We start from the raw sequence: 4,799 nt of genomic DNA, 5'->3' as shown, positions 1-4,799 counted from the left end.
GATCATAAACCCTGTATATACTCTAAAAATCGTTGCTTTAGATGACATAATTTCAAAAAAATTAGATTTAAACCCAATATTACCTTGTAGTAAAAACACCCAAAAGAATAAACTATATTTGCTGCACGATAAAGTAGTACCTTATGTCGCACTTTGCTTTGTTTCAATCTAAATAGTACAATTCATTTGATAAATAAAGCGTTTTCCATAACCAATACCCTATCAATTACTAATAGAAATTTAAACCAATCGCATAATCTTTCAAAAAAATGGTGCTAATGAAAAAATTTCCTTTTAAATACGTGCTCATTACCGGGGCTTCTTCTGGCATAGGAAAAGCAATTGCTATACAATTAGCTAATGAAAACATAGTGTTATATTTAAACGGTAGAAACGAACAAGCTTTGATTCAAACCAAAGAGGAATGTGTAGCAAAAGGTGCCATAGTTCATATACAAATTCTTGACGTACGTTACAAACAAAAAATGAAAGAATGGATTTGTTCGTTAAGTCAAATTGACTTAGTTTGTGCATGTGCAGGCGTATCTGCCTCGACGCTTGGTACATCAAACTGCAACAATTATCCAGAAGATCCCACCATAGTTTATCCTTTAATCGAAACAAATTTAATGGGGGTTTTAAATACTATTTTACCAGCAATAACTGTTATAAACCATCAAAAACCAAAACCTGACGGATATAAAGGAAATATAGCTGTCATTGCTTCTGTTGCAGCTTTTTTTTCAAGCCCATGGTCTCCTTCATATTGTGCTTCAAAAGCTGCTGTGGATCGTTTTGTCATGGCAAACGGAGGAATATTAAAACGCATGGGTGTACATCTTACAAGTGTTTGTTGCGGCTTTGTCAAAACATCCCTTACCGAGAAAAATCAGTTTATCATGCCTGGAATTGTAAAAGCAGATCAAGCAGCGCTAAATATTTTATATGGTATTATTAGCAAAAAACGAAGAATAGTTTTTCCCTTGTGGTTGGTTATACTTATCAAAATATTAGATTTGCTACCCAGCACATTTTTAGAAAAAATAACTATGCACTTTTTTAAACAAGCCAAATAAATTTTATTATTTTAATCTTTTTTAGAACACAGATAATCTATGAAGATCATACACTTATGGTTGCACAACCTTTTTTAATGAACATATTTTAATGAATAAACCTCGTTTTTGTGAAGGCTCTATTTTTCGTCACGTCATCGTCATGGCTGGAACAGGAGCTATTGGTTTAATGTCTATATTTATCGTAGATTTTTTTAACCTTTTTTATCTTTCGACCCTTGGTAACTCTGAAATAACCGCCGCCATTGGTTTTGCTAACGCAATAAATTTCTTGCAACTTGCTATCTGCATTGGTATGACTATAGGTATTACAGTAATTACAGCTAGGTTGGTAGGGGCACGTAAGCAAGAACTGGCTCAGCGTATTGTTACTTGCTTTCTCGTGGTTACCACTGTCCTCATGTTAATGATAGGCATATGTATCGCTTCATCTCGTTATTCTATCCTTTATACTCTCGGCGCAAGAGATAAAGTTTTAGAACAAGCAAGTCACTTTACCGGCATTGTTTCACCTTTTTCCTTTCTTATTGCATTGGGAATGATTACTTCAGGCCTACTTAGAGCGGTCGGTAACGCAAGAAAATCAATGAATATAACAGTTCTCGGCGCGCTCGTTGCTGCGTTGTTAGACCCTCTATTTATTTTAGGATTTCACTTGGGTATAAAAGGCGCTGCAATAAGTACGATTCTTTCTAGACTAACTGTGGTCACTTTTGGTTTTTATTTTTTAATCCCTTATAACTTATTACAAAAACCAAATTGGCATTATCTGCTGCATGACTCGTACCGGGTGTTCAAAATTTCCTTTCCGGCTATTTTAACCAATTTGGCTTCACCTGTTGCTAGCTTGTTTATAGTGAGAACCATGTCCCGTTTTGGCAATAATGCTATTTCTGGACAAACTGCAATTGACCGAATAGTTCCCTTAGCCTTTTCTTTTATTTTTGCTTTGACAGGCTCCGTTGGACCTATTATTTCACAAAATTTCGGTGCTGGAATAAGAAAACGTGTATATAAAACCCTCACCGTTTCTTTAAAACTCGTTTTATTTTGTGCATTTTGTACATGGATTTTTTTCTTTTTTAGCGAACGATGGATAATTAAACTTTTTTCCTTAAAAGCAGAGGGGGCAGAGTTGATGGAACTGTTTTGCCATTGGGTAATTTTAAGCAACTTATTTTTAGGCTTATTATTTGTATCCAATACAGTATTTAATAATTTAGAATATCCGTTATTGTCGACCTTATTTAATTGGGGAAGAGCAACCTTAGGCACTATTCCTTTTATATGGATAGGTTCTGCTTACGGTCCTAAAGGGGTATTAATTGGCCAAGCCCTCGGCGTAGTTCCTTTTGGAATATTATCGGTGATTTGTAGTTTTTACATTGTTAAGCATGTTAAAATGGATAGACCTTTTTTCAATTAACTTTCATTACTAAATTGTGAGTCAATTTATCTGTTATACTATGTCCGCTTACAGGCATTAAGCCAAATCGAAAAATAAACATCGTTTTTTCACATATTAAAAAAAACTATTAAACTTAAAGTAATACAACGATATTGCAACTATTTCAGTAAAGTAAAAATACAATAGACTGCCTTTAAAATAGAATTTATTGTCTCTTACGTTAAACATTATTTAAATAGCAAGATGCATGCTGTTTTTCCCATTTTTTTACAAATGGTAATAAAGCAATTAGAATTATAAGAGCTAAAACTGCTAAAATAAAAAGATTAAAAAAAAGATTTTGATATAGATTTAATGTTTTTTTAGCATCAAGCAGCATTGACCCTCCTGATGTTGCCATATTTGCTATTTGACTTCCTATATAAAGGGCAATCCCTGAAACCATAAAATAAGATCCTGTCATAAAACCGTTCATAGAGGCAGGAACATATCTTGCGATTACAGCCAAACCTAGACCACTAATTAAAAGTTCACCTAAAGAAAGAAACCCATATCCCCACACCATTGACCATGAAGAACATTGTGCCGTTTTAGTCTGCCAGCAAGTTATCCACCAAGTAAAAAAAGCTAAGGTAACAAACAAAAAGCCAATAATAAATTTGATAGCTATAGAAAGATTTTTATTTTCTTGACCAAAATAACTGTAAATTTTAGCTAATAAAGGACTAAAAACCATAATCCAAATTGGATTAAGAGCCTGGAATTGTCCTGGTGACCAGTTAAACAAATGGAAAGAACCGATATAAAAGGCAGGGTTAACATTACGTTGAGCAAATAATGTCAGTGAAGTGGACATTTGTTGATAAAAAACAAAATATAGCATCCCTTCTAAAGTCAAAATGTACATTACACGCAAACCTGCACGACCAGCTGCACTAGTGTGTTTGTAAATTCCAATCCAAATAAACAAGACTAAGAGACTAGCAGCAGCAACACACCATTTTGTAATGGTAGGCGACTTCAAAACAAAAGAAACGACAATAACGCTTATCCCTATACCAAAAATTATTCCTAAATTAAAACCAAAATGAAGTGGCTTTTTATCTTTTGGAGGTAAATATAACCACAAGCGTTTTTGCGTTAAAAAGTAGTTTCCGATGCCAAGAATTAAACCAAAAAAGCAAGCAACAAAGGCTGATGACCATCCATAATGGTCTTTTAATAAGGAACAGATCAACATTGAAATGCTTGAGCCGACATTGACCGCCATATAATAAAGGGTAAACGCAATATCCAATTGGCTATTATTGTTCTCGTAAATACGCCTTACCATGGTAGCCGCATTCGGCTTAAATAATCCATTACCTATGCTAATAATGGCCATCGCTAAATAAATTGCTTGAGTATAAGACGTTGCGAATGCCAACAAAAGATAACCCAGAGCCAAAATTATGCTTCCTATCAGCATAGCTCTTTTATTTCCGGTAACTTTATCGCCTACCCATCCGCCAAGGATCGGAGCAGCATACGTCATGGCGCTAAAAGCACCAACAAGCAAGTTTGCGTTATGATCATTGAATTTCATATGTTGTATAAGAAATAAAACTAAAATACTTTGCATTCCGTAATAACCAAAACGCTCCCAGAGCTCTATAAAAAGAACCACGGAAAAAGCTTTGTTTTTTTCTTGAAACCAAACAGAAATCATGATAATGCATCCACCCTGAAAGCGACTGTCATAACGTAAAAATAAAATAAGTTAACTGACAGTTTAAAATCTTTAAAAAATTAACGCTATATGTGAATTGCAGATTTCGTAATATGTATAATCACAAAAGTTAAATAGCGATTTTTAAACCATTTACTTTGGGAATAATAAAACCATTAACAAAATATCACAGCAAATTATTACGACAAAAACCAAAAATTTATCGTTAATAAACCAAAATCTAAATGGTATGCTTTTGTCTAATAGATTACACATTATTTTTTTCATTAAAATCAAAATTAATAATAAAAAAACACTTTCTGTTTTTAATTTAAGTTCAGATACTTAAAAAATTAACAAAATAAAATAGTTTTGAAATAAATTATTTAGTTATATTTATCGCCAGTTCTATCCCCATCGATTAATCGTAATGTAAAAAACCATTTAAAAACAAAACCGCAGTTCCTTGTGAAAAAATTGGTAAAAACCTTAACATTACACTCAGAAAAAATAGAATCAAATTCTTAAAGATAAATGCGTTACTCTATATAATTCTCGTAAAAAATATTATTTACAAGCGCACCTTATAACTAAGAGTATTTAAACA

The 4,799-nt window shown here is 33.0% G+C and carries 3 protein-coding genes; 2 read left to right on the top strand and 1 reads right to left on the bottom strand.

All coding sequences use genetic code 11. From position 1 onward, the window contains the following. The first annotated feature begins 278 nt into the window (after positions 1-278). On the top strand, positions 279-1,076 hold the full coding sequence (locus AABE15_RS00015) for an SDR family NAD(P)-dependent oxidoreductase (RefSeq protein ID WP_338329225.1): 798 nt from the start codon (positions 279-281) through the stop codon (positions 1,074-1,076). A 91-nt stretch (positions 1,077-1,167) separates the two neighbouring features. Continuing rightward, positions 1,168-2,502: an MATE family efflux transporter gene (locus tag AABE15_RS00010; protein ID WP_338329224.1), complete on the top strand. Its 1,335-nt coding sequence runs from the start codon at positions 1,168-1,170 to the stop codon at positions 2,500-2,502. 202 nt (positions 2,503-2,704) lie between these two features. On the opposite strand, the gene AABE15_RS00005 is transcribed toward AABE15_RS00010, so the two are convergent. Further along, positions 2,705-4,192 (bottom strand): oligopeptide:H+ symporter, encoded by a 1,488-nt coding sequence (locus tag AABE15_RS00005; protein WP_338329223.1) that lies wholly within the window; start codon positions 4,190-4,192, stop codon positions 2,705-2,707. Between the last annotated feature and the right edge of the window lie 607 nt (positions 4,193-4,799).

It is taken from the genome of Commensalibacter sp. Nvir (genome assembly GCF_963921845.1).
In the GTDB taxonomy this organism is placed as follows: Bacteria; Pseudomonadota; Alphaproteobacteria; order Acetobacterales; family Acetobacteraceae; genus Commensalibacter.
The sequence above is the reverse complement of the archived record's forward strand: the minus strand, read 5'-3'. Positions and strand labels throughout refer to the sequence as shown.